Here is a 22,461-nt window from a genome sequence, read left to right as displayed (position 1 = left end):
CAAGGAGAGGAACAGTGATGAAGCCGGACTGGAACACCGCTGCATGGCGCAAATCCGTCATCAGCGACACGGGCGCGTGCGTCGAGGTCGCCCACTCAGCGGGGATGGTGGGTGTCCGCGACTCCAAGGCCCGCGGCGAAGGGAGCATCCTCGAGTTCACCGAGGCCGAATGGCGCGCGTTCACCGGCGGTGTCCGGAACGGCGAGTTCGACTACGACGAGCTGCGAAAGTCGGGATGAGCACGGCCATGGAGCGTGAGGAGACGGTCGAGGTCCCAACAGGACGGGGTCTCGGCCGGCTCCTTGCCTCAACCGGCGTCTCCATTGCGGGCCAGGGCATGGTGCTCGCCGCCGTGCCACTGCTCGCTGCGCGACTGACGAACGACCCCTTCCAGGTCTCCCTCACCGTTGCCGCGACGTATGCCGCGTGGCTCCTCGTCGGGCTGCCTGCGGGTGCGCTCGTGGACCGCTGGCCACGCCGTCGGACGATGGTGATTGCGGATCTCGTGAGGGCGCTGATCATCGGCGGTCTCGGGCTCGCGGTGATCGCCGGCGTCGCTCAGATGTGGCTTCTCATCCTGAGTGTTTTCCTGCTCGGCGTGGCGAGCTGCTTCTTCGATCCCGCAGCTCAGGCTGCACTTCCGGCCGTGGTGGGGCGCGATCCATCTGTTCTGGCCCGTGCAAACGGACGCATGTGGTCACTGGACCTCATCGGGCGCAGTCTCATCGGGCCACCCGTTGGAGCCGCGCTGTTTGTGATGGCCGCAGGACTACCCTTCTTCGCGAACGGCGCGACGTTTCTGCTCTCCGCGGCCCTACTTGTCGGCATAAGTTCGCTGCACCCGCCAGCACGGGTCGGTGAGCAGTTCCGGCTTGCCTTGTCCATTCGCGAGGGATTGGGCTACCTAGCGCGCCACAGCGAGCTTCGCACTCTGACTATCGGCATGGGCTCCTTCAACTTCGTGTACAACCTCGCTTACGCAACGCTGGTGCTCTACGCGAAAGATCGCCTTCAGGTGACCGAGCAAGGCTTCGGCCTTCTACTCGCTTCTGCCGCGGTCGGTGGACTCTTTGCCGGCTATGTCGTGTCGAAGGTCGGCCGGAGCCCTCGGGCCAGCACGCTGTACGCCGCTGGACTTGCGATGCAAGGCTTGGGGTGGCTGATGGTCGCAGCTATGCCGAACGCATGGGTGGCTGCTGCAGCTTTGGCGATGGTGGGCGCGGCGTCCATGTCGGTGACGATTCTTGGCGGTGCAGCTCGACAGAGACTGACACCTGACGCAATGCTCGGAAGGGTCAGTGCCATAACCCGCGTGATCGGGATTGGCGCGGCGGGCCTTGGCGCCCTTGCCAACGGTTTGGTCGCGGGATCTCTGGGGCTCCAGCAAGCGGTCCTGATTGCTGGGAGTGCCTCGGTCCTCGCCGCAGTCTTCTTTTGGCGGTCAGATTAGGGTCTCTCGTGGTCCGCCAATTCAAAGACGTACTCCAAGGTGTCTTTCACCATCTTGGTGACGGAATATGCCAACGGAATGTCCACCTTGTCGAGGTCACCGAGCTTCCACTCGTACCAGTAGTTCGGGAAGTCGTCTGTGCCCAAGACCGGATGACGCCAGCCGATCTCCTTGATCTGGCGGACTTGTCCCGGCGTGAGGGAAGCTGACCCACCCAGCTCCGCTCCGGATGAGACCTCGGCCCTGACTCGATCCAGCCGCAGTCCTACTTGTATGTACCCCCCATACCTCATGTTCGTTACCCAATTATCCTCTTGCTTGGCCTTCTGAAGCCACTCTGCCAGTTCGCGGACCACATCAGATACGAATGTCTTTTCGGGCAGGCGACTCCACTCGGCATCAGGTGATGGGGGAGGCCCTGGTCGCCACAGTGGCAAGCCGTTGACTTCGGACCACCCACTCTCAGATAGCCGGTACGGCTCGCCAACCGGGTGGTCTTTCAGGAGGCCGTCTGGGAGGGGAGAGATCGAGAGAAAGTCTGTGTGGTTGAGAATGCGAACAACAGAATCGAAGAACACGTCTGCGTCCTCGTCGTCGGGCTGATGCAGTGCGGCAAGACCTTGGGGAAGGTCGTCGAACAGGAAGCCGCCCATGCGCACCCAGTCCCATTCGTTGTTGTAGTACACCGTCAGGTCTCTCCGACGGTAACTTCCCTCAACGAATACCCACGTGTCCCACTCCTCCTCTTTAGTCCAAATGGTGAAGTCGATGATCCAATCGTCTCGCTCTCCAGCCGTGAACGTGGCATGCGCGATCAGCGGGCCCATCCCATCGACGTTTAGCTCAAGAAGGCCAGAGTCGTAGGCCTTCACGTCATGCGATCCACCTGCCTGCAAACTCGCGCCGCTGGTCACCCTTCCATGTTCGTTGCCGTCACGGCAGACGGCAAGTGCCCCAGACGGAGTGAGGCACACCTGACAGGCGGCTCTGAGTGTGAGCGCCGGATCGGTTGACCCGCGCATGAGCGCGTCCCCAGGGAAAGGTCGTCACTCGTCTTCGTCACCTTGATCGTCCTGGGCAGTCCTCATGGGTCTCATCTGGCTTTGGCCTACCAAGGCTTCGAGGTGCTTCTTCAGGAGCTGTCCCCTGGCGGCAATGAAAGTGGGAAAGGCCTCGAAGGACAGGTCGGTGCCTGGCGGGATTTTCGGGTCCAGGGTGGTTTTGCCGTGCAGAGACTCAAGCCACTGCTTGAGTGGCTTGTCCAACTTGGAGAGATTCTCGGTGTCTGACAGGAGGTGTAGGTTGATGATGCCGTTCCAGTTCTCGGGTTCTCGATAAAAGGCGAGAAGCTCCGGATCATTCGCGATTGATGGGATCCGGTCGAGTCTGCTCTTGCTGAAGGCCGCGGCAGGGTGGAGGTGGTCGATATGCAACGCCTGGCTGATATCGACGTCCGGCTGCAGCAGAGCCAAGACCGAATAGCAGGCAGGGTCGTCCTTCTGCGTGCGCAGCAGTCGGTCGACGAACTCGCCATCGAATGTCAGGTCCCGCGCGGTGCCCTGATAGTTGTTCAGGATCTGCGGTAGAGGAAACCCTCCTGGATGGCCAAGGCTCTGCTTGATGATGGTGCGCAGACCGTTAAGGAGATTGTCGCCGGCTCGACCAAACACCCCTCGAAGGAGCGACATGAGTAGCCATTGTCGGATCTGGGCGCGGTCCTCGTGATGGTCGATCGGCCTGTTGATGGTGGTGAACCGTCCACGGGAACCCGCATCGAGATCGCGTCCCTTGTGAAAGAGATAGTAGACGATCGGGATGACAGCGTTCTTGGCGCGGAGGGAGGCGTCGTTGAGCCCGAATCTGCTAACCAGTCTGAACGACTCGACGATCGAGTCTCGGATGTCGTCCCACGAACCCTGGATCCTCGCGACATTGGTCGCGTCGAAATTCTTTACCTGGAAGCGGACGTCAGCATCTGTGACCATAACGGCCGTCTTCATCACGAAGTTGCGGTCGATGGAGAACAAGAACTCAGTGCGCACGAGGTTGACTAGCTCGTCCACCCGCTCACGTGCGTCTTCCCAGTTTGCTGAGGTGATGGACATGAGCAGGTCGGAGAACGACAGAGGGGTGCCGCCCTGGTTCGTTCTAATGAAGATGTCTAGCACGCGGTCGATCTCTTGACTCTCCTCGACATAATAGTTGAGGTTCAGCTCGCGCCGGATAGCGTAGTAGAGGCGTAACAGAGTGGTTCGGGCGTGCTTGTTCCCGGACTGACCGATTCGGTCGAGGTAGTCGAGGACGTGATCGAGTATTTCGTCATCGGTCTCCACCGTGGGGAAGTCCAGGATTTCGCCGACTTCGAACCAGATATTCTCTTCGTCGACAGTCTTTCTGGAGATGTTGTCCGCGGTCAGGAATTGGAAGTCATGGAGCATCTGGCCCTCATTCGCCTCCGGATCTAGAGGCTTAGCCAGGTTCAAATAGAGCTTCCGCGGCGGCAGAACTGCGGGATCGTATGCTTTCGGCCACCAGAGACGGTGGCGCTTTATGGCGTAACTACCTTTTAGTCCGATGTAGAGCGAGGTCAAACGCTGCTGTCCATCGATTACGGCAAAGAACTCACCGTGTCCTTTGGTGTCGAAGTTGGGATTGTTCTCAGCGAATCGCTGGACGTACTTCTCGAGGAAAGAATAGAACCGGAATCCCTCGCGCACCGCCGCGGAGTCGACTCGCCAGAGCATGAGGCTATTGATGGGGTAGTGCTGCATCACGGAGTCGAAGAGACGGGTTATCTGGTCCATGCGCCATGTGAAGTTCCGCTGGATCGACGGGAGGAGATAGCGACGCTCGACGATGTTCCTAATCGCGCTCTCAATCGTGATGGGCTTCTCGTAACTCCCAGCCATCCCTGTTCCTTTCCCCTGCTGAGACCCCCTGCCTTGACGAGTCTCCCACCCCCTCCCTGCGCAAAGGGCGGTTTGAGCGCTTGCTGTGGCGACGAGCGAGATATGAGCGGTACCCGGTCCCTCAACCGGTCTCGCATCCGCGCCCGCGAGGTGTCCTCTGGTGTAGCGCGTGCGTCAGAGGCGGCTTCGTGGACCTTTCACTGGTCAGCGGGTTACGCGTGGCTGTCACGGTCTGCCTGTGCCTGAAGTGCATCTAGGTCGTCGCACAGCTCGGTGAGCATCATCGCTTGACAGGAGTCTATTCACCACTGCATAGTCGAATCATGCAGTGGTGCATAGGGCATCGCGCAGGTACCAAGGAGACGCACATGGCCATCGCACGCAAGCTCAAGATCTCCCACGACGAGGTGTTCCCGCACGGGGCGTACCTGGTCTCGGAGGTCACCCCGGTCGTCGACTACGACCGCTCGACCAAGGACAACAAGGTCCAGCAGGTCGACAAGGACACTGGTCTGCCGATGTGGACCGTCGACGTCCTCGACGCCGACCCGGAGGCCACCAAGAAGAACCGCACGGTCTCCGTGAAGCTCATCGCCAAGGTGCAGCCCGTCCCGCCGGCGTCCGACGGCTCCTCGCCGTTCACCCGCGTCGTGTTCGACGGTCTGACGGCCACGCCCTGGACCGACACGTCGAAGTGCAAGCCCCCGGAGCCGGGTCGCGGTCACCGTTGCGGCGCACAGAACGCCTGGTCTCTCCGGGCCGATGGCATGTCCGCCCCCGGCAAGTCGGCGCCGGCCCCGAGCCCCAGTCCCAACAAGGCCGCCTGAGCCACCGCGACAGAGAGATCGGGGAGATCTGAATGCGCACCGTTGACACCGTCGCCTGGACCGAGAGTCTCGGCGTCCACCCCGGCTTCCTCGAGCGGGCGATGAACGAGAAGCTCCGCCGAATGCAGGACGCCGAAGAAGAGCTTCGTGGCCTCTTTAACGTCATGAAGGACGCGCCTGACGACGAGATGGTGTTGTCCTTGCGCTCCGCCAACCGGTCTCTCACGCAGGCCGTGGAGTGCATGGAGGCCTGCATCCGGCTCGTGAGGCGGGCGACGTGATGCGAGGCAACGACGTCCAGGCGTGGTGTGACTTCCTCGAGTCGGCACCGGACGAGCTGCACGCCGAGATGGTGCGCCTCTACCGCGAGGCCTGTGACACGCAGTCCGTGCTGGAGCGTTTCGCGATGCGTTTCAAGGACGCTCCCAGCACGGACCTGCGGGTCCAGCACCGAATCCTGTCGCACGCCATGAGCGCCATCGTCATCGAGATCGGGATGCAGCGCAGGGAGCTGTGGAGAGCGAGGACTCCGTGAGCACGCGGGGTCAGGCCCGTTCGGGGCTCTTCGACAGCGACGACTTGCTAGCAGTGGCGCTCGAGGCCGTGGTCCTCGGAGTCTTCGGGCTGATCCGCGCCCTTGGGTCAGCCCTCGTCACGACAGTGCGGTTCCCGGCTGTCGCACTGCCGGTGTTACTCGTGAGCGCGGGTGGAGTCCTCATGGGCCCGAAAGCGGCCGCGCTCGTCCTGGTCGTGCTCGCAGCCCTCCTCGGAGCGTGGCGATTCATGGCTCCGCTGAGCTTCCATAGGCACGTCTCGGGCCGTTCGGCGTTCATGGCCAGAAATGCGGTCTACCGGCTGCGATGGTCGAGTGTGGCCCACCGGACCGACCTGATCGCCCACGACGGACGTCTCGGTCGGGGCCGGGAACCTGAGCTGGTGTCGTTGCTGCGGGTGCGTTCCACGACCGCAGGATCCGACCGACTGCTTCTCCGGCTCCCGACGGGCCTCACCCCGGACGACGTCGCAGCCAAAGCTGACGCCATCGCGCACGCCTTTCGCTGTTCGGCCGCAAGGATCCACCCTGACCGCCCGGGCAGGGTCTGGCTCGAGCTTCGCAGAGCGGACCAGCTCGCGGCACCGATCCTGCCCCTGCCCCAACCAGACGCTCCTGACCTGGCGGCGGTGCCGGTAGGCCATGCAGAGGACGGCTCGGTCTGGCACCTGCGGTTGGCGGGCACCCACCTACTCATCGCCGGCGCCACAGGGGCGGGCAAGAGCTCAGTGCTCTGGTCCATGCTTCGAGCGCTCACCCCGGGGATCAACCAAGGTCTCGTCGAAGTCTGGGCGGTGGATCCGAAGGGCGGCATGGAGCTCCGGCCCGGCCGCGCCCTCTTCGCACGGTTCGAGGACACCACGGCGGAGGAAATGTGCGCCATGCTCGAGGACCTCGTCGTCCTCAAGGATGCTCGCGCGAAGGAGCTTGCCGAGTCGGGCCAGCGAAGCCACCTCGCACGAGCCGGCTCCCCGCACATCGTCGCGCTCCTCGACGAGCTCGCCACCCTCACGGCCTTCGCCGACCGGGCCGTTACCCGACGCATCGATACCGCGCTCGGACTGTTGCTCACCCAAGGTCGCGCGTGCGGCATCACCGTGGTTGCCGCCGTCCAAGACCCGGGGAAGGACATCGTCGGCTGGCGCGACCTCTTCCCGACCCGCGTCGCCATGCGTCTCGACAACCCCCTCCAGGTCGCCATGGTCCTCGGCGACGGCGCCAGAGAGATGGGAGCCAAGGCCGACGAGATCAGCGAGCTGACACCCGGTGTCGCGTTCGTCCGCGTCGAGGGAACCCGCCAGATCAAGCGCGTGCGCGCGGCATACGTCAACGACAACGCCATCGCCGACCTGGCGACACAGGTCAGCGGCGGGCAGACCCAGTGGGAGGAAGTGCAATGAGAGCTCAGGTCAACGCGGGCGTGTTCCTGCACAAGTACGGTCGCGCCGACGACACCATCAACCACGGTGACGGTCCCTCACCCGAGGCGCTGTTGCGGGCGAAGTGGATGCGGGCTGGCTCCTGTCGAGGCGACGAGCACGACCGCTGGTTCGGCCAGCCGAACACACTCAAGAGTCGCAGGGCGGCCGCCATCTGCCAGGAGTGCCCCGTGCGTGACATGTGCCTCGCGTCTGCGCTCGTGTTCGGCGAGGAGTTCGGCGTCTGGGGTGGCCTGAACCCCGTGGAACGCCGCCCCCTCCACCGGCGCCTGGCGTTGGGGGAGACCTTGGGCTCCGTGCTGCGCTCCGTCTTCGGCGGCGAAAGGCGGGCGGCGTGAAGAGCTCCATGTTCGAGCCCGAGGTTGTGCAGGAGCTGGCCCTCAAGGAGGGGGTGTGCGTGCGTCCGCTGCTCAACCGTGTCACCGACCGGCAGACCGGCGACACCACTGTCGTCGTCATGCCGTGCCGGTCCACTCGTGAAACTCGGTGCCCCAGCTGCGCCAACGCTGCTCGCCGGCTCCGAATCCAGCAGTGCGCCGAAGGCTGGCACCTCGAGCACGAGCCGACCCGACCCGAGCAAGAGCCGGAGGACGCACCAGACGAGCTCGAGGAGGAATACGAGGTCGTCGACGAGGAGGAAGTCCCCGAGCGACGGGTCCGCTCCACCAGACGACGCTCCGACGTGGCAGACCTTCCGCTCAAGCCGTCTGAGAACCGCACCATCGGCGCAGTCTTCGAGGGCAACCTCGGCCGTCGCTACCGGCCCTCGATGTTCGTCACGCTCACGCTGCCGTCCTACGGCTCCATCGCCATGGGCCGCGGCGTCCCCACCGACCCATCCAGCTACGACTACCGAACGGCCGCTTTCGACGCCCTCCACTTCACGAAGCTGCTCGATCGGTGGATCCAGAACCTCCGACGCTGCGCCGGCTTCAAGGTCCAGTACTTCGGCGCCATCGAAGCCCAGCGACGCCTCGCACCCCACTTCCACGTCGCTCTCCGCGGGGCCATCCCTCGCTCGATCCTGCGAGAGGTCACACGGGCGACCTACGCCCAGGTCTGGTGGCCACCCTGCGACGAGCCGGTGTACGTCGATCGCGTCCCGGTTTGGGATGGCGTCGACTACCTCGATCCCGACACGGCGATTCCTCTCACCACGTGGGAGGACGCCATGGCCGAGCTCGATGAGGATCCAGGCGCTCGGCCGATGCACACCCTGTCGTTCGGACGCCAGGTCGACATCAAGGGGTTGCTCGGAGGAACCCCGGACGCTGACCGATCCGTCCGCTACCTCACGAAGTACCTCACCAAGGCCGTCGCTGAGACCTACACCCATGCTGAGGTCTTCGACGCCGCGTACGAGGCGCACATCGACCGACTCCACGACGAAGTCCGGTACCTGCCCTGCACGCCGAGCTGCGCGAACTGGCTCCGCTTCGGCATCCAGCCCAAGCAGGCTGGCCCAGGGCTCCAGCCGGGACGATGTCCTTCGGCGGCACACGACAGGGAGAACCTCGGCGTCGGAGGTCGTCGAGTCCAGGTCTCGCGTGGCTGGTCGGGCAAGACCCTCTCCGACCACCGCGCAGACCGGGCCGCCGTCGTGAAGAAGGTCCTCGAGGAGGCCGGCTACACCGCTCCCGAAGCAGACCGGATGTCCAGCGAGACCCTCGCGACCGACGGCGAGCCGCGCTACCTCTGGCAGACCGTGCACCTCCCTCCCCAGAAGGCCTCCGAGGCGATCATCGCCTCAGTCCTCGAGCGACGGCGGTGGCGCAACGAGTATGACCGGGCCAAGGCGGCCCAAGTCTCCACGGGACCACCTGTGGAAAACCGTTCGGCAACTGACAGCGAAGTCGAGAGCGAGGCGTGAGGCCATGACCACCTACGAGATCAAGCGCCGCTGGCACACCGTCGCCGAGGTCGCCGAGATGCTCGGATACGGAGAGACCAAGGTCCGCATGGCCATCATCTCGGGCGACCTCAAGTCAGTGAAGGACGGCAAGTTGCGGCGCATCCTGCCGCAGTGGGTCGACGAGTACGTCGCCCTCAAGGTCGCGGAGTCCGAGCAGGAGCTGTGATGGCCAAGAGGGGAAACGGAGAAGGGTCCATCTACCCCTACCGGAACGGCTACGCCGCTCACGTGTGGGTCGTGACTCCGGAGGGTCGCCGGGTGCGCCGTGTCGTCTACGGAAAGACGCGCGAGGTCGTCCACGAAAAGTGGCTGGCGCTCCACGAGCGGGCACGTCGCGGCCCGGTCCCATCCAGAACGCCGCGGCTGAGTGAGTTCGCCGAGGGATGGCTCAAGGACGTCGTCAAGCCGAATCTCGCCCCCAGTACCTCGTCCAACTACGAGCTCTTCCTCCGGCACTACATCCAGCCGGACTTGGGCGGGAAGCGCATCGACCGGCTCAGTGTCCGGGATGTGCGCGTCTGGCTCAACGACCTTCGCGACCGGTGTCAGTGCTGTGCTCAGGGTAAGGATCGAGCCAGGGAGCAACCGAGGTGCTGTGCTGCCGGCCGCTGCTGCAGACAGGTGGCTTCGGAGTGGACTGTTCACCAGGCCTGGACTGTGCTCCGCAGCCTGCTCAGCGAGGCCATGCGTGAGGAGCTGGTCGCCCGGAACGTTGCCGGGCTGGTGCGGGTACCTGTCCCACGGGCCCGCAAGCGTGCTCACTGGACCGTTGAGGAGGCCCGACGCTTCCTCGAGTCAGCGCGGGCGAACGATGACCCCCTGTACGCGGGGTACGTTCTCATGCTCATCCTCGGTCTCCGTCGTGGGGAGCTGCTTGGACTCGCCTGGGATGACATTGACTTGCCGACGCGCGAGGCGCGGATCAGCTGGCAGCTTCAGCGGATCGACGGTGAACTGGTCAGACGCAAGACCAAGACTCACTCGTCTGAGGCGCCTCTGCCCTTGCCTGACATCTGTCTCGAGGGCCTGAAGCAGCGTCGCCACACTGAGAACCGACTGCGGCTGGCAGCCGGCGAGGCCTGGGCCAATGCCGGCCTCGTCCTCACCACACGGTTCGGGGACCCCATCGATCCGCGGAACTTCCAGCGCGCTTTCCGCTCCAGCGTCCGCCGGGCGGGAGTTCCGGTCATCCCGGTTCACTCGACCCGTCGAACCTGCGCCTCCCTGCTCGTGGCCCTCGACGTACACCCGCGCGTGGCCATGGCCATCCTGCGCCACAGCAAGATCGCCGTCACGATGGACATCTACTCCCAGGTGTCCGCTGCTTCGACCAAGGAGGCTCTCAAGCGGCTGGGGGAGGCGTTCCAGTGAGCACTGTTGCCGTACTTTGCTGGAATCAGGGCACGAAAGAGGCCCTCTCCCGGAGTGGGAAAGGGCCTCTGACCTGTGGTGGAGCCAAGGGGACTCGAACCCCTAACCCCCTGCTTGCAAAGCAGGTGCGCTACCAATTGCGCCATGGCCCCGAGCGGGCGAGCCCGCGGGACTCAGGACGTCGCGGCGGGCGTGTCCTGGTCGGCTGCCGGAGAGGGCGCGGGAGCGGGCGTCTGTGCCTTGACGTCGTCGGTGGCCTGGTTCCACAGGTCCTGCTCGGCCTGCTGCTGGCGGGCCTTCTTCCGGAAGAAGGCGACCCCTGCGATGGCTCCGGCGATGAGGGCAAGACGCTTGAACATGCTCTGTTCCTCTCGTGGCGGCGGTGATGGTGGGCCTAACAGGACTTGAACCTGTGACCTCTTCCTTATCAGGGAAGCGCTCTAACCGTCTGAGCTATAGGCCCATCGTCACCTTCTTGCGGTCGAGGCGGATCTCGGATCGAATCCTCGACGCGAGGGCACACGTTACCGGATGCCGTGCACCACCTCCAAAACGGGCCGGCCCCGCTCGACGACGATGCCGTATGCCGCTGGGCTGGGGTGCGTGCGACCCGCTCCGCGCCGCTCTCAGTCGTCGGTCAGGGTCAGCTGGATGCCGCCGACGAGCGCGGAGCAGATGTTGTAGAGGAAGGCCATCACGGTCGCGATGGCCGTCAGGAGGATGACGTCGATGACCCCGATGACGATGGAGAGCGAGACGACCCGGCCGAAGCCGACGTAGTCGCGGATCGAGAAGTTGTCAGCGGAGCCGGCCGTCTGGAGCGACTGGAGGACGCCCTCGATGTCGGTGAAGACGTTCATCGTCGACAGGATCATCCACAGCACAGCGGTGAGGATGACGCCGGCGATGCCGAGCGCGACGGAGAGCAGGAAGCTCATCTTCATGACGGACCACGGGTCGACCCGGGCGACGGCGAGCCGGACCCGGCGCGGACCCTTTGCTTTGCGACTGGTCTCCTTCGCCCGCGCTGCAGCCGCCCCGGCTGCAGGTGCGCTGCTGCCGGTCCCGGTGGGGGCGGCGCTGGCCGTCGGCGTGGTCGGCTGGGCGCCGATCGGCCGGGTCGGCTGGGTGCGTGAGGTGATCGCGCCGCGCGAGAGGGTGGCGTCGCTGGAGCCTGGCCCCGACCCGTTGTTGTCACGGGTGCCGTAGTCCGGCGTGGAGCCGTAGCCGGACGGGCGTGAGTAGTAGTCGCTCGACGTGCCGGAGTCGGTCGACGGACCGGCAGAGCTCGAGCCGTAGCCGCTCACCCCGGACCCCTCAGAGCTGGGCGTGCTCATTCGTCACCTCCACGGTCGCCGTCCGTCGGCGGAGTCGGCTGGTCACTTTCGTCCGACGGTACGCCATCGGTGCTCGGAACCGTAGTGATGGGAGCCGACGGAGCGGTTCCCTCGAGGTCGCCGACCTCCTCGAGCTCTTCCTCGGTCACCGTCTCGGCGTTGCGCGCCACGGCGACGATCGAGTCGCCCTTGTCGGGTGTCGCGAACTTGACTCCCTGGGTGCTGCGGCTCGTGTGACGGACCTCGTCGACCCGAGAGCGGACGATCTTGCCCTTCTCCATGACGACCATCACCTCGTCGTTGGCGGTCACCGTGAGCGCTCCGACCAGGTCACCGCCCTTCTCAGAGAGCTTGGCGACCTGGATGCCGTAGCCCCCGCGCCCCTGGACCCGGTACTCGGAGACGGGGGTGCGCTTGGCCAGGCCGTTCTCGAAGACGACGAAGACGTCGACGTCCATGTCGGCCGGGACCCGGGACAGCGCGAGGAGCGTGTCGCCGGGCCGGAACTTCATGCCGGTCACTCCGGACGTCGAGCGCCCCATCGGCCGCAGCGCCGCGTCGGTGGCCGTGAAGCGCACCGACATGCCCTTGCGGGACACGAGGAGCAGGTCGTCGGCGGCCGCGACGAGGCGCGCACCGACGAGCTCGTCACCCTCGCGCAGGTTGATCGCGATCAGGCCGCCCGAGCGGGGGGAGTCGTACTCGCGCAACCGCGTCTTCTTGACCAGGCCGGCCCGGGTGGCGAGGACGAGGTAGTCGGCCGCGTCGTAGTCCTGGATCGCGAGGACCTGGGCGATCTGCTCGCCGGGCTGGAAGGCGAGCAGGTTGGCGACGTGCTGGCCCTTGCTGTCGCGCATGCCCTCGGGCAGCTCGTAGGCCTTGGCGCGGTAGACGCGGCCCAGGTTGGTGAAGAAGAGCAGCCAGTGGTGGGTCGTCGTGGTGAAGAAGTGCTCGACGACGTCCTCGCCGCGCAGCTGGGCACCCTTGACGCCCTTGCCGCCGCGCCGCTGCGACCGGTAGAGGTCGGTCCGCGTCCGCTTGGCGTAGCCGCCCCGGGTGATCGTGACGACGACGTCCTCCTGAGGGATCAGGTCCTCCATCGACATGTCGCCGTCGAAGGGGACGATCTCCGTGCGTCGCTCGTCGCCGTACTTGTCGACGATGCCCTGCAGCTCCTCGGAGACGATCTCGCGCTGACGCTCCGGGGAGGCGAGGATCGTGTGGTACTCGTCGATGAGCTCCTGGAGCTCGTCGTGCGCCTGCTGGATCCGCTCGCGCTCGAGGGCAGCGAGGCGGCGCAGCTGCATGTTGAGGATGGCCTGGGCCTGGGTCTCGTCGATGTCGAGGAGCCGGATCAGACCGTCGCGGGCGTCCTCCACGGTGCGGGACCCGCGGATGAGGGCGATGACCTCGTCGAGCATGTCGAGGGCCTTGAGGTAGCCCCGCAACAGGTGGATCTCGGCCTCTGCCTTGCGGAGCCGGAACTCGGTGCGGCGCCTGATGACCTCGATCTGGTGGTCGACCCAGTGCCGGATGAAGCCGTCCAGCGGCAGCGTGCGGGGCACGTCGTCGACGAGCGCGAGCATGTTGGCGCCGAAGTTCGTCTGCAGCTGGGTGTGCTTGTAGAGGTTGTTGAGCACGACCTTGGCGACGGCGTCACGCTTGAGCGTGATGACCAGCCGTTGCCCGGTGCGCCCGGACGTCTCGTCGTTGATGTCGGCGATGCCGGAGATCTTGCCGTCCTTGACGAGGTCGGCGATCTTCATCGCCAGCTGGTCGGGGTTGACCTGGTAGGGCAGCTCCCGGACGACGAGGCACTGGCGGTTCTTGATCTCCTCGACGTGCACGACCGCGCGCATGATGATCGAGCCGCGGCCGGTGCGGTAGGCGTCCTCGATGCCGCGGTGGCCCATGATGAGCGCGCCCGTCGGGAAGTCGGGGCCCTTGATGATGCCCAGGAGGGCCTCGAGCAGCTCTTCCCTCGAGATCTCCGGGTGGCGCAGGTAGTACTGGGCGCCCTCGGCGACCTCGCGCAGGTTGTGCGGCGGGATCTGGGTCGCCATGCCGACGGCGATGCCGGCGGAGCCGTTGACGAGCAGGTTGGGGAAACGGCTCGGCAGCACGGCGGGCTGCATCGTCTTGCCGTCGTAGTTCGGGACGAAGTTGACGGTGTCCTGCTCGATGTCGCGCACCATCTCGAGCGCGATCGGGGCCATCCGGCACTCGGTGTATCGCGGGGCGGCGGCGCCGTCGTTGCCGCGGGAGCCGAAGTTGCCCTGCCCGTCGACGAGCGGGTAGCGCATCGACCAGTCCTGGACGAGACGCACGAGGGCGTCGTAGATCGCCGAGTCACCGTGCGGGTGGTAGTGCCCCATGACGTCGCCGACGACACGCGCGCACTTGTTGTAGCCGCGGTCGGGCCGGTAGCCACCGTCGTACATGGCGTAGACGATGCGGCGGTGGACCGGCTTCAGGCCGTCGCGCACGTCGGGCAGGGCACGGCTGACGATGACCGACATCGCGTACTCGATGTACGAGCGCTGCATCTCGGTGTTGAGGTCGATCGGCTCGACCCGGTCGTGCTGACTCGGGTCCCGTTCGACGGCGGCCGTGCCCTGCTCGTGGCTGGTGTCCGGCTCCTCGTCCTGGCCGCCGAGGTCGCTGGTGTCGAGGATGTCCTCGAGCGACTCCGGTGTCTCGTCCGGCGTCTCGTTGACGTCGTCGCCGTTGGTGGGCGGCTGCTCACTCACGTCGGTTCCCTTGTCCTGTCGTTCTCGTCAAAGCTTGATGTCGTATGCCGCTGGGCTCGGTCCGCGCGGAGGCTCCCCAGGCGCGTGGCGGGCCTAGATGTCGAGGAAGCGCACGTCTCGCGCGTTCTTCTGGATGAAGGTGCGGCGGGACTCGACGTCCTCGCCCATGAGCACCGCGAACACCTCGTCGGCCTTGGCCGCGTCGTCGAGGGTGACCTGCAGGAGGGTGCGGGTCTCGGGGTCCATCGTCGTCTCGCCGAGCTCGGTGTAGTTCATCTCACCGAGGCCCTTGTAGCGCTGGATCGGGTTGTCCTTCGGCAGTCGCCAGCCCTTGGCCTCGCCGATCTGCCTCAGGCCGTCCCGCTCGCGGTCGGAGTAGGCGAACTGGTGCTGGGCGTTGCTCCACCGGAGGCGGAACAGCGGCGGCTGGGCGAGGTAGACGTAGCCGGCCTCGATCAGCGGGCGCATGAACCGGAAGAGCAGGGTCAGCAGCAGCGTGCGGATGTGCATGCCGTCGACGTCGGCGTCGGCCATCAGGATGATCTTGTGGTAGCGCGCCTTGGCCAGGTCGAAGTCCTCGCCGATGCCGGTGCCGAACGCCGAGATCAGGGCCTGCACCTCCTGGTTGGCGAGGATCTTGTCGATCCGCGCCTTCTCGACGTTGAGGATCTTGCCGCGGATCGGGAGGATCGCCTGGGTGTAGGGGTTGCGGGCCTGGGTCGCGGAGCCGCCGGCGGAGTCACCCTCGACGATGAAGACCTCGGAGATGCTCGGGTCCTTGCTCTGGCAGTCCTTGAGCTTGCCGGGCAGGCCCCCGGACTCGAGCAGGCCCTTGCGCCGCGTCGCCTCGCGGGCCTTGCGGGCTGCCATCCGTGCCGCCGCGGCCTGGATCGACTTGCGGACGATGTCCTTGCCCTCGCCGGGGTGGGCCTCCAACCAGTGGCCGAACTCGTCGGTCATGGCCCGCTGGACGAAGCCCTTGACGTTGGAGTTGCCCAGCTTGGTCTTGGTCTGCCCCTCGAACTGCGGCTCCCCGAGCTTGACGGAGATGACGGCGGTGAGGCCCTCGCGGACGTCGTCGCCGGTGAGGTTCTCGTCCTTCTCCTTGAGGAGGTTCTGCTTGCGGGCGAAGTCGTTGATGAGCTTGGTCATCGCCGCCCGGAACCCCTCCTCGTGCGTACCGCCCTCGTGGGTGTTGATCGTGTTGGCGTAGGTGTGCACCGACTCGCTGTAGGCGTTGGTCCACTGCATCGCGAGCTCGAGCGACAGCGACCTGGCCTCGTCCTCGACCTCGATGGAGATGACGTCCGGGTGCACGGGCTCGCTGCGCTTGGAGGAGTTGAGGTGGTTGACGTAGTCGACCAGGCCTCCGTCGTAGCGGTAGGTGATCTTCTTGGCGGTCACCGTCTTCTTCTGCGCGTCGGGGACGTCGTGGCCGTTGTCACCCTCCTCGACGACCTGGGCGAGCTCGCTGTCCACGCCGTCGAGGTCGACCTCGGTGTGCGTGTCGTCCCGCTGCTCGACGCGCTCGTCCACGAGGTTGATGGTCAGCCCCTTGTTGAGGAAGGCCATCTGCTGGAACCGGGCCCGCAGCGTCTCGAAGTCGTAGTGGACGCTGTCGAAGATCTCGTCGTTGGCCCAGAACGTGATCGTCGTGCCGGTCTCGTCGGTCGCCTCCTCCTGGCGGAGCGGGCCGTCGGGGACGCCCATGCTGAAGCTCATCCGGTGGACGTGCCCCTTCTGCCGCACCGCGACCTTGAGCCGGGTCGACAGGGCGTTGACCACCGAGGACCCGACGCCGTGCAGCCCACCGGAGACCTTGTAGCCGCCCCCACCGAACTTTCCGCCCGCGTGCAGCTGGGTGAGGACGAGCTCGACCGCGCTGATCTTCTCCACGGGGTGGATGTCGGTGGGGATGCCACGCCCGTTGTCCTTGACCCGGACCCCACCATCGGCCAGGAGCGTCACGTCGATCGTGTCGGCGTAGCCGGCGAGCGCCTCGTCGACGGAGTTGTCGACGATCTCGTAGACCAGGTGGTGCAGCCCCCGCTCACCGGTGGACCCGATGTACATCCCCGGGCGCTTGCGGACCGCTTCGAGTCCCTCGAGAACGGTGATCGCGCTGGCGTCGTACTCGACTCCGTTGGGACGATGGTCGACGTTCGGGCGGGTGGTGCTGTCGGCTGTCGTCTCGGCGGCGTCTGACACGTTTCTCCTCGGATGAACCCTCATGCGGGCGGCTCGACGTGGACGTCGAGCCGCTACCCCGTCATTCTAACGGTCCGCGCGCCCCGAATGTGCCCCTCAGCGGCCTCTGGCGGCCAATTTCCCGCCCGAGAACCCCGGATTTCGAGGGGAGGATCACGACCGGGCCTCTCAGCGGCCCTGCGGCGTGATCTCGCGGTCACCCGGCCGGCCCGGCGGCATACGAGAGAAAAGACCGACCGTCATGACAACCTTGGGGGCGGCCACGGGGTTTGGACCTCTGTGAACGGCACGATGGTGCAACCCAGGGGGACAGGAGACGTCATGGACGACGCGGCGCGCGGGGCCGACTTCACGGAGTATGTCCGGGCCCGCGAGGTGTCGCTGGCGCGGCTGGCCTACCTGCTCACCGGCGACCGCGACGGCGCCGAGGACCTGCTGCAGAACGCGCTCGCCAAGTGCTACCGCCACTGGGACCGGATCCGCGCGGTCGAGCAACCGGACGCCTACGTGCGCCGCGTCATGGTCAACGAGCGCAACAGCCGCTGGCGCGGCCTGCTCCGACGACGGGAGTCGCCGGGGAGCCACCTGCTCGAGGTGTTCGACCCGCCGGTGCCCTCAGGAGGGCTCGACCCCGGCGAGTCCCTCGACCTGTGGCGGCACGTCCAGACCCTGCCGACCCAGCAGCGGGCCGTGGTCGTCCTGCGCTTCTACGAGGACCTGACCGAGGCCCAGACCGCCGCGATCCTCGACTGCTCCGTCGGAACCGTCAAGAGCCACACCAGCCGCGCCCTGGCGGCGATGCGCCTGAAGATGAGCGAGGCCCCCGCATGAACACCACCGACCCCCGGCTCAAGGACCTCTTCGCCGAGCGCAGCCAGCGGGTGCACGTCGTCGGCGACGTGGCCGAGCGCGCCATCGCCCGCGACCGCGCCAACCGCCGCCGCGAGATCACGACCGCCGTCGCCGCCGGAGGGCTCGCCCTCGCCGTGGCGGTCCCCGTCGGCTGGAACGTGATGCGTCCCGACGGCGTGCGTCCCGCCCCGGCCGTGAGCACCTCCGAAGGTCCCACCTCGACCCAGCCGGTGCCGTCACCGAGCCCGAGCCAGAACACGACCACCGGCGAGCCCACCAACCGTCCGACCTCCATACCGACGATCACCCTGAGCGGCGCCCCGGCGGCCGCGACGCTGGACCCGTCGGACGACCCCAGCGACCCGGGCGGCGAGACCGCCGTCGCCTACGTCATCGACGGGGAGCTGCACGACGGCCAGTCGAGGATCGCCCTGCCGGAGGCCCTCGCCCGACCCAACCAGGTCGCCCGTCTCGCCGACCGCCTCGTGCTCCTCGTGACCAACGACGGGGTGACCGTCGTCGACTCCTCGGGCGCGGTCCTCACCGACCTCCCCGGAGGACGCGCCGTGGCGTTGTCGTCGGACCGCGCCCACTTCATCCTCACCGGGGACTCCGGCGACCTGACCTACCACGACGCCCGGGGCCGCCAGGTGGCCCGCCTGTCGGCGGAGACCTGCAAGTGCGGGACCGACGGTGGCGCCCCGGGTGGCTACCAGGGAGCCGTCGGCCTCGTCGGCACGACGGCCTACGCGACCAAGGGTTCCACCGGCAAGACCGTGGCGTGGGACGTGGAGACCGGCGCCACCAAGGAGCTGCCCGGCCTGTACCGACTCATCGACCAGGACCGGGCGGTCGCGATCGTCCAGATCGGCGGAGAGGCCGGCGACACCCCGTGCTACGACCTGCGCGACCTGACGACCGGCACCCGCCGGTGGCGCGTCTGTGGGCCGGTGCTCATGCAGTCGTTCTCCCTCGACGGCCAGTACGTCGTCGGCACCGGCGCTGTCGACGGACTCCGGTCGTCCGTGACCTACCCCACGGTCCTCGTGTGGCGCACCACGGACGGCGAGCTGCTCCTCGAGAGCGGCGACCCATTCGGACCCGGACCGTGGTCGGTGAGCGCCCGTGCGGCCACCGGTCAGGACATCGCGGTCCAGGTCGGACACGCGGACGGCACGCGGTCCCTGCAGCGCTGCACCCTGGAGGGCAGCTGCGAGGTGATCGCCCCGGCCCGCCCACGGTGGCAGTCCGACATCCCCGAGGGCGACGACCCCTATGTCCTCTCGCTGAACTGACCCCGCCCGTGCCCTCGGTCAGCGGAGGCACCCGGCGAGCCCGGCGGCATACGGCCGGGTCTGGTCAGCCGTCGTCGAGAGTGCGCTCGAGGAGCTGGTGGATCGCCTCGGGCAGGTGCGGCTCCGGCACGGTGACGGCGAGGCGGACCTGCGGGCACTCGACGTCGTAGCACAACGCGTCGGGGTGGGCCTCACCGGCCGTGGCGGCGATCCGCTGGAGGGTCGGTGCGGCGAGGAGGTGCTGCCAGTCGCGCGCGTCTCGCTCGGGGAGCTCGCCGATCGTCACCCGGCGCTCGCGCACCCGTCCCGCGAAGCCACCCGTCCGGCGGATGAGGACCTCGGCGTCGACGCCGGGCACCTCGCCGTGGGCCGGTCCGCTCGGGGGGCCGTCCCCCTCGTCAGCCTCGGCTGACGTGGTGGGCTCGTCAGTGCCGACCGACACACCGACCCCGAGCCAGGCGTCGCGCACGGCGGAGTGCTGAACCGACCCGTCCCCGTGCCGTGCGGCCGCAGCGGCGAGCGTCAGCCCCGCGAAGGTGGCGAAGTCGCAGTCGGCGCGGATGCCGTCACCCGTGAGGGCCGCATGCCAGATGCCTCCGGCGTCCTCCCAGGCGGGGCCGCCGATGGCGAGCGCAGCGAGCACGAACGCCCGGTTGGGGATGCCGGAGTTGATGTGCACCCCGCCGAAGTCGCTCTCGGTGACCACGTAGTCGTCCATGTGGGCCGGCTGCGGGTCAGCGCCGAGCTCGGGGTCGTCGTAGGCCGTCCCCGGGTTGCGCATGTCGCGCAGCGCGCGCCCCCGGACGGTCGGCAGCAGCAGCTCGGCGCCGACCAGCCAGTCCGCCTCGGCCGCCGTCTGGCCGAGGACGCGCTGTTTGACGAGCACCCCGAAGACGTCGGAGATCGACTCGTTGAGCGCGCCCGGCTGGCCCTGGTAGAGCAGGCCGGCCGTGTGCTCGGTGACGCCGTGGGCAAGCTCGTGCCCGATGACGTCGAGCGACGTGGTGAACCGGTCGAAGACGACCCCGTCGCCGTCGCCGAAGACCATCTGGCGCCCGTCCCAGAAGGCGTTGTCGTAGCGCTGCCCGTAGTGGACCGTCGCCAGCAGTGGCATCCCCTTCGCGTCGAGAGAGTCCCTGCCGTATGCCGCTGACCACAGCTCCCAGGTCGCGCCGAGTCCGTCGTAGGCCTCGTCCACTGCGGGATCGCCCGTGGCCGGCTGCCCCTCCCCGCGCACCGTCTCGCCGGGAGTGGTGCGTCGGCCCCGGGCATCGCCGATGGTTCGCTTCGGTCCCCTGCCGGCGGGCGGGGTGGGCTCGGTCGGCTCGGTCGGCTCGGTCGGCTCTGGGACGGGTGGCCCCGGATCGGTCGGGATGCCCGGGCCGGGCTCGTTGACGTCGGTCGGGGGAGCCACCCGACCGCCCGACCGGCGGGCCCGGCGAATCGCCTCGTCCAGCGCGAGTGATGCGCGGGCAGCCTCGGCGACTCGGGGCTCGGCGCTGCGCGCCAGGGACTCGAGGATGTAGGGCGGGACGATCGAGCACCGGCTCGAGGACTCCGTCACGGGATGCATGTGCCCATCCTGCGCCCCGGGACGGACACTCGCGCGACGAGAGGCGAGGAAGCGCCAGCCCACCCCCCTCCCGCCGCAACACACCCGGCACCTCCCAACACCCCTGGGTTGCAGGCGGGTGTGTCGCACGTTAGCCGGGTGTGTTGCGGTGTCAGCGGTTTGTCAGCCGTAGGTGTCGCGTGGGCCACGCGAGTCCGGCGAGCGATGCCGGCCCCGGGACCACGACGGTGCGCTCGGTCCCACGACCCGGAGCTGGGACACCGCCCCGGCGCCGATCTCCTCCTCGACCCGGCCGAGGACCGAGGAGGCGAGCAGCTTCATCTGGGTGGCCCAGGCGGTCGAGTCGGCCCGGACGGTCAGGATGCCGTCGGCGAACGACATCGGCTCGACGTGGGCGGCGATGTCAGGACCGACGATCTCGGACCACCGCCCCATGATGGATCCGACGGCGACGTCCAGCTGCCAGCCCCGGTCGACGAGGAGGCGGTCGAGCTGCTCGCCGAGCAGGGTCGGATCGCGCCCGTCACGGCCGGCGCCCGACCTCACCTGCTGGGAGTCATCGGCACGGGGGCGCCTGCGTGGCTTCATCCCGGGGCGCAGTCCCTTGCCGCGCGCGGCGGCCCGGGCCCGGGCCAGGGCAGAGGCGGCGGCGTCCGCGATACGGGTGTCGTCGGACGCGGAGTCGTCGGTGGTCGGCGGGGCGGGTGTGGGCGGGTCCGGCTCGTCAGGCATCGGACCCATCTTCCTCCGGCCCGGTCGACAGGGGCTGCACCTCGCCCAGCTCGACCTCGTAGGTGTGGCCCCGCTCCCGCAGCTGTGACGGGACGTCGGCACCCACGGCCGCCGTGATGATGACCTGCTCACAGCCCCCGATCAGCTCGGCCAGTCGCTCGCGACGGCCCGAGTCCAGCTCCGCGAAGACGTCGTCCAGCACGAGCACCGGGTCGTCGCCGAGGTCACGCGCCAACAACCGGTAGGCGGCCAGCCTGAGTCCCAGCGCGAAGCTCCACGACTCGCCGTGACTCGCGTACCCCTTGGCCGGCAGGTCGCCGAGGGTGAGGACGACGTCGTCCCGGTGCGGGCCGACGAGGCTGACCCCCCGTTCGATCTCGGCTCCACGGACTGCCGCGAGGCTGTCGAGCAGCGCCTGACGCAGCTCGTCGATCTCCGGCACCTCACCGGCAGCGAGCCGTTGGGCCGCCTCCTCGTGCAACGAGCTCTTGTAGCGCGCCGTAGCCCGAGCCTCGGTGGCAGACACGGCGTCGTAGCTCGCGGCGAGGTCCGGCCCCAGGTCGCGAAGGAGCCTCAGCCGCGCGTACAGCAGCTGAGAACCGACCGTCGCGAGGTGCTCGTTCCACACGTCGAGGGTGTGCAGCGCCGCCTCACGGGCCTCATCCAGGGGAACCTCGTCAGGCCGCGGCCGCGGGGACCCGGCCCTGCCTGCACCGCGGCGGCCGGCGCGCAGCACCGGAGCCGCGGACTTGAGCAGCGCATTGCGCTGCTTGAGGATCTTTTCGTAGTCCGAGCGCACCCCCGCCCACCGCGGCTGGCGCTGAATCAGCAGGTCGTCGAGGAACCGACGCCGCTCGGACGGGTCACCCTTGACGAGCGCCAGGTCCTCGGGGGCGAACAGGACGGTGCGCAAGGTGCCGAGCACATCGCGAGGACGAGACACCGGTGCGCGACCCAGCCGGGCCCGGTTGGCCCGCCCCGGCGTGATCTCGAGCTCGATCATGGTCTCGTGCCCGCCCCGCATCACGGCACCTCGGACGATCGCCTGGCTCGCGCCGAAGCGGACGAGTGGCTGGTCAGTGGCGACCCGGTGCGAACCGAGGGTGGCGAGGTACCCGATCGCCTCCACGAGGTTGGTCTTGCCCTGACCGTTCAACCCGATGAGCGTGGTCACACCCGGGCTGAACGCGACCTCGGCCCCGGGGTAGCTGCGGAAGTCCTTGAGGGTCAGGTGGCGTACGTGCACCTGGCTC

Annotated in this window: 21 protein-coding genes and 2 tRNA genes; 12 read left to right on the top strand and 11 right to left on the bottom strand. The window is 67.4% G+C overall.

Annotated elements, in window-relative coordinates:
• Nucleotides 1-17 precede the first annotated feature (17 nt).
• Together ABWV20_RS07315 and ABWV20_RS07310 are read left to right on the top strand one after the other, a co-directional pair.
• On the top strand, nt 18-239 hold the full coding sequence (locus ABWV20_RS07315) for a DUF397 domain-containing protein (RefSeq protein WP_353354169.1): 222 nt from the start codon (nt 18-20) through the stop codon (nt 237-239).
• Nucleotides 236-1,450: an MFS transporter gene (locus ABWV20_RS07310; RefSeq protein WP_353354168.1), complete on the top strand. Its 1,215-nt coding sequence runs from the start codon at nt 236-238 to the stop codon at nt 1,448-1,450. The genes ABWV20_RS07315 and ABWV20_RS07310 overlap by 4 nt, the downstream gene beginning before the upstream one ends.
• On the opposite strand, the gene ABWV20_RS07305 is transcribed toward ABWV20_RS07310, so the two are convergent.
• Together ABWV20_RS07305 and ABWV20_RS07300 are read right to left on the bottom strand one after the other, a co-directional pair.
• Nucleotides 1,447-2,322, bottom strand: a complete 876-nt coding sequence (locus ABWV20_RS07305) for a TY-Chap domain-containing protein (protein ID WP_353354167.1) — start codon at nt 2,320-2,322, stop codon at nt 1,447-1,449. The two genes, ABWV20_RS07310 and ABWV20_RS07305, sit on opposite strands and share 4 nt — an antisense overlap.
• A gap of 174 nt (nt 2,323-2,496) precedes the next feature.
• Nucleotides 2,497-4,359 (bottom strand): DUF262 domain-containing protein, encoded by a 1,863-nt coding sequence (locus tag ABWV20_RS07300; protein ID WP_353354166.1) that lies wholly within the window; start codon nt 4,357-4,359, stop codon nt 2,497-2,499.
• Between the two features lie 368 nt (nt 4,360-4,727).
• Here ABWV20_RS07300 and ABWV20_RS07295 point away from each other — a divergent pair, with 368 nt between their 5' ends.
• The 8 genes from ABWV20_RS07295 to ABWV20_RS07260 are packed head-to-tail and all read left to right on the top strand — an operon-like array spanning nt 4,728 to nt 10,461.
• Complete coding sequence (locus ABWV20_RS07295) at nt 4,728-5,186, top strand: plasmid replication, integration and excision activator (RefSeq protein WP_353354165.1); 459 nt, start codon at nt 4,728-4,730, stop codon at nt 5,184-5,186.
• Nucleotides 5,187-5,218: 32 nt separating this feature from the next.
• Nucleotides 5,219-5,467 (top strand): hypothetical protein, encoded by a 249-nt coding sequence (locus ABWV20_RS07290; RefSeq protein ID WP_353354164.1) that lies wholly within the window; start codon nt 5,219-5,221, stop codon nt 5,465-5,467.
• A complete protein-coding gene (locus tag ABWV20_RS07285; protein WP_353354163.1) occupies nt 5,467-5,721 on the top strand; it encodes a hypothetical protein in 255 nt (84 codons plus the stop codon). Before ABWV20_RS07290 ends, ABWV20_RS07285 begins: the two co-directional genes overlap by 1 nt.
• Nucleotides 5,718-7,139, top strand: a complete 1,422-nt coding sequence (locus ABWV20_RS07280) for an FtsK/SpoIIIE domain-containing protein (RefSeq protein ID WP_353354162.1) — start codon at nt 5,718-5,720, stop codon at nt 7,137-7,139. Before ABWV20_RS07285 ends, ABWV20_RS07280 begins: the two co-directional genes overlap by 4 nt.
• Nucleotides 7,136-7,516, top strand: coding sequence for a WhiB family transcriptional regulator (locus ABWV20_RS07275; protein WP_353354161.1), 381 nt, complete (start codon nt 7,136-7,138; stop codon nt 7,514-7,516). The genes ABWV20_RS07280 and ABWV20_RS07275 overlap by 4 nt, the downstream gene beginning before the upstream one ends.
• The gene (locus tag ABWV20_RS07270) at nt 7,513-9,048 is read left to right on the top strand and encodes a replication initiator (RefSeq protein WP_353354160.1); all 1,536 of its coding nucleotides are present in this window, start codon (nt 7,513-7,515) and stop codon (nt 9,046-9,048) included. Before ABWV20_RS07275 ends, ABWV20_RS07270 begins: the two co-directional genes overlap by 4 nt.
• A gap of 4 nt (nt 9,049-9,052) precedes the next feature.
• Complete coding sequence (locus ABWV20_RS07265) at nt 9,053-9,256, top strand: excisionase family DNA-binding protein (protein WP_353354159.1); 204 nt, start codon at nt 9,053-9,055, stop codon at nt 9,254-9,256.
• The gene (locus ABWV20_RS07260) at nt 9,256-10,461 is read left to right on the top strand and encodes a tyrosine-type recombinase/integrase (RefSeq protein WP_353354158.1); all 1,206 of its coding nucleotides are present in this window, start codon (nt 9,256-9,258) and stop codon (nt 10,459-10,461) included. Before ABWV20_RS07265 ends, ABWV20_RS07260 begins: the two co-directional genes overlap by 1 nt.
• A gap of 76 nt (nt 10,462-10,537) precedes the next feature.
• Here the strand turns inward: ABWV20_RS07260 and ABWV20_RS07255 are convergent.
• The 6 genes from ABWV20_RS07255 to gyrB all read right to left on the bottom strand — a co-directional run bounded on the left by ABWV20_RS07255 (nt 10,538) and on the right by gyrB (nt 16,756).
• Nucleotides 10,538-10,613 (bottom strand) — tRNA-Ala (locus ABWV20_RS07255).
• A gap of 21 nt (nt 10,614-10,634) precedes the next feature.
• Nucleotides 10,635-10,820 (bottom strand): DLW-39 family protein, encoded by a 186-nt coding sequence (locus tag ABWV20_RS07250; RefSeq protein WP_353354157.1) that lies wholly within the window; start codon nt 10,818-10,820, stop codon nt 10,635-10,637.
• A 27-nt stretch (nt 10,821-10,847) separates the two neighbouring features.
• Nucleotides 10,848-10,924, bottom strand: a tRNA-Ile gene (locus tag ABWV20_RS07245).
• Nucleotides 10,925-11,087: 163 nt separating this feature from the next.
• Nucleotides 11,088-11,798 (bottom strand): DUF3566 domain-containing protein, encoded by a 711-nt coding sequence (locus ABWV20_RS07240; protein WP_353354156.1) that lies wholly within the window; start codon nt 11,796-11,798, stop codon nt 11,088-11,090.
• On the bottom strand, nt 11,795-14,548 hold the full coding sequence (gene gyrA / locus ABWV20_RS07235) for a DNA gyrase subunit A (protein WP_353354155.1): 2,754 nt from the start codon (nt 14,546-14,548) through the stop codon (nt 11,795-11,797). The genes ABWV20_RS07240 and gyrA overlap by 4 nt, the downstream gene beginning before the upstream one ends.
• Nucleotides 14,549-14,641: 93 nt before the next feature.
• Nucleotides 14,642-16,756: a DNA topoisomerase (ATP-hydrolyzing) subunit B gene (gyrB, locus tag ABWV20_RS07230; protein ID WP_353354154.1), complete on the bottom strand. Its 2,115-nt coding sequence runs from the start codon at nt 16,754-16,756 to the stop codon at nt 14,642-14,644.
• A gap of 321 nt (nt 16,757-17,077) precedes the next feature.
• On the opposite strand from gyrB, the gene ABWV20_RS07225 reads away from it, so the two are divergent.
• Together ABWV20_RS07225 and ABWV20_RS07220 are read left to right on the top strand one after the other, a co-directional pair.
• The gene (locus ABWV20_RS07225) at nt 17,078-17,587 is read left to right on the top strand and encodes a SigE family RNA polymerase sigma factor (RefSeq protein ID WP_353354153.1); all 510 of its coding nucleotides are present in this window, start codon (nt 17,078-17,080) and stop codon (nt 17,585-17,587) included.
• The gene (locus tag ABWV20_RS07220; protein WP_353354152.1) at nt 17,584-18,903 is read left to right on the top strand and encodes a hypothetical protein; all 1,320 of its coding nucleotides are present in this window, start codon (nt 17,584-17,586) and stop codon (nt 18,901-18,903) included. The genes ABWV20_RS07225 and ABWV20_RS07220 overlap by 4 nt, the downstream gene beginning before the upstream one ends.
• 64 nt (nt 18,904-18,967) lie before the next feature.
• On the opposite strand, the gene ABWV20_RS07215 is transcribed toward ABWV20_RS07220, so the two are convergent.
• The 3 genes from ABWV20_RS07215 to ABWV20_RS07205 all read right to left on the bottom strand — a co-directional run bounded on the left by ABWV20_RS07215 (nt 18,968) and on the right by ABWV20_RS07205 (nt 22,454).
• Entirely contained in the window at nt 18,968-20,476 is a 1,509-nt protein-coding gene (locus tag ABWV20_RS07215; protein ID WP_353354151.1) for a protealysin inhibitor emfourin, read from the bottom strand.
• Nucleotides 20,477-20,638: 162 nt separating this feature from the next.
• Nucleotides 20,639-21,208, bottom strand: a complete 570-nt coding sequence (locus ABWV20_RS07210; protein WP_353354150.1) for a DciA family protein — start codon at nt 21,206-21,208, stop codon at nt 20,639-20,641.
• Nucleotides 21,201-22,454: a DNA replication/repair protein RecF gene (locus ABWV20_RS07205; protein ID WP_353354149.1), complete on the bottom strand. Its 1,254-nt coding sequence runs from the start codon at nt 22,452-22,454 to the stop codon at nt 21,201-21,203. The genes ABWV20_RS07210 and ABWV20_RS07205 overlap by 8 nt, the downstream gene beginning before the upstream one ends.
• Between the last annotated feature and the right edge of the window lie 7 nt (nt 22,455-22,461).

The sequence above is a fragment of the Intrasporangium sp. DVR genome (assembly GCF_040365325.1).
Classification (GTDB): Bacteria; Actinomycetota; Actinomycetes; order Actinomycetales; family Dermatophilaceae; genus Intrasporangium.
This window is presented reverse-complemented; position numbering and strand designations above follow the sequence as displayed.